The organism is Microvirga sp. P4_G7 (assembly GCF_056401005.1).
This window is the reverse complement of record NZ_JBFUKD010000661.1, coordinates 1-2,010: the sequence shown is the minus strand read 5'-3', so window position 1 is coordinate 2,010 and position 2,010 is coordinate 1. Positions and strand designations below refer to the sequence as shown.

Below are 2,010 nucleotides of genomic sequence, written 5' to 3'. Positions count from 1 at the left end.
AGCCAACCCCGCTCGGCGCCGGCTTCGCGGCACAGCGCGCGCTTGATGGCCGGGTTGACGAAAACCCGCGCCACCTCGCGCTCCTTGGCGGCCGCGCGGATCAGCGGCAGGTGTTGCGGCGTCCAGGTCGTCGGGTCGATGTCGAGCAGATCGGGTCGCACCATGTCTGTCGCCGAAAGCTCCTCACGCGCGACCCGTGAAAGCCGGCGGTTCGGCATCGGCGTCAGCCATACATCCGCATCGAGACCGAGCTGGTGCGAAGCATGCCCGGTCAACATCGGCCCGCCGCGAGGTTGCGACATGTCACCGACCAGGAGACCGGGCCAGCCGTTGACGCGTGGAAGTTCAGCGGACACGCGAGCGAGAAGCGCAACAAGCCGTGGATGTCCCCAATTGCGATTGCGGGACAGTCGCATCACCTGCCACGTCTCGCCGTCGATCGGGAGCGCTTCGGCGCCGGCTACGCATCCCCGCGCGTACCCTCCGACGGAGCGGGGATCGAAGGCGGCGGGTTTCGTCGCTCGACCGAAAAGCTCCTTGGCAGGAATCCGAGGATCCTGCGGATTGGCGATCGGCGGCAAAGTCCTTGGCGTCAAAGTCCCTTTGTCTTGCGACCAGGCGTGGCCGCAGAAGACGAGAGAAAAGCTCAGAACCATCCAGCGAATCGGGATCATGCCCCAGCCTAGCGCGTCATCTGGAGCACTGAAATAGCGGCGTGCGGCGACCGACATCCGACCGTTCGGAACCGGCGTTTTCCCTTGTGCGTTGGCCCGCCAGAGTGAAAGGAGCACGACGATGGAGACGACGTCACAGAACGCTAGTCTGCGGGAGACGCAAAGTCTGATCGCCAGCGACAAGGTCGAGGGCACGCCGGTGCGCCGTTCGGACGGCGAGAAAATCGGTACGATCGAGCGTGTCATGATCGACAAGCGCTCCGGCAAGGTTGCCTATTCCGTCATGAGCTTCGGCGGCTTCATGGGGCTCGGTGAGGAATACTACACGCTTCCCTGGGGTGTGCTCAAATACAACACCCAGCTCGATGCGTATGAGCTGAATCTGACCGAGGATCAGCTCCGCGGCGCACCGCGTCGGAATGCGGAAGGGCACGACGCCTCCTACGATCGGGAATGGGAGGAGCACGTTCATCGCTATTACAATGCGTCGCCCTATTGGGGCGACGAGGATGGTACGCCCACCGGTCGATAGATCAGGATAGGGTGCGCCGACAAAAAAACCGCCCGGCTCGCACCGGGCGGTTTTGTACGTGGACGCCTCGCTGAAACGATCGTCGAGGCGACCTCGCGATCGCTTAGCGCTTCGTCGGACGACGACGAGCGCTCGGGCGCTTGGCGCCGACCTTGCCGGACTTCTTCGTCGCCGAGGTACGGCTGGAAGCAGCAGCGGCGCGCTTCGTGCCCTTCTTCGCCGCGGTCTTACGGGCGGTGGCACGGGCCTTCGTGGTGCTCTTTACGCTGCCGCGGCTCGACGAACGAGCGGCAGTCTTCTTGGTCGAACGAGCCGCCGTCCGCGTCGTGCGGGCCTTGGCCGTCGAACGCTTGGCAGCGCCGCGGGTCGTCTTTGCAGCCGACTTGCGGGCGGTCGTCTTCTTCGCTGCAGACTTGCGCGCCGTGGTCTTCTTGGCGGCAGTCTTGCGAGCCGTGGTCTTCTTCGCGGCGGAGCGAGCTGTCGTCTTCTTCGCTGCGGACTTGCGAGCCGTGGTCTTCTTGGCCGCGGAACGAGCCGTCGTCTTCGCAGCGGACTTGCGCGCTGTGGTCTTCTTGGCGGCAGTCTTTCTGGCGGTGGTCTTCTTAGCCGCGGTCTTCTTGGCTGCGGACTTCTTCGCCGTGGTCTTCTTGGCGGTGGTCTTCTTAGCGGCGGTCTTCTTGGCGGCGGTCTTCTTCGCAGCCGGCTTGGCGCTCTTGGCGGCGGACTTGCGTGCCGTCGCTTTCTTCGCTGCCGGTTTGCGTGCGGAGGATTTCGCCCCCTTCTTTCCGCCCTTCGAGCCACGGC

Annotated in this window: 3 protein-coding genes; 1 reads left to right on the top strand and 2 read right to left on the bottom strand. The window is 64.6% G+C overall.

Going from position 1 to position 2,010, the window contains the following annotated elements; translation table 11 throughout:
- The coding region (locus AC1DT3_RS19255) for a penicillin-insensitive murein endopeptidase (RefSeq protein ID WP_477466822.1) at positions 1-674 on the bottom strand (674 nt) is incomplete at its 3' end.
- Positions 675-795: 121 nt separating this feature from the next.
- On the opposite strand from AC1DT3_RS19255, the gene AC1DT3_RS19250 reads away from it, so the two are divergent.
- Positions 796-1,206: a PRC-barrel domain-containing protein gene (locus AC1DT3_RS19250; protein ID WP_477466821.1), complete on the top strand. Its 411-nt coding sequence runs from the start codon at positions 796-798 to the stop codon at positions 1,204-1,206.
- A 103-nt stretch (positions 1,207-1,309) separates the two neighbouring features.
- On the opposite strand, the gene AC1DT3_RS19245 is transcribed toward AC1DT3_RS19250, so the two are convergent.
- Positions 1,310-2,010 (bottom strand): histone H1-like repetitive region-containing protein (locus tag AC1DT3_RS19245; RefSeq protein ID WP_477466820.1); only part of this gene is annotated, 701 nt, incomplete at its 5' end.

What these genes read in the sequence shown, in the direction of transcription:
- AC1DT3_RS19250 (WP_477466821.1), top strand. Translation starts at nt 796, where the DNA reads ATGGAGACGACGTCACAGAACGCTAGTCTGCGGGAGACGCAAAGTCTG.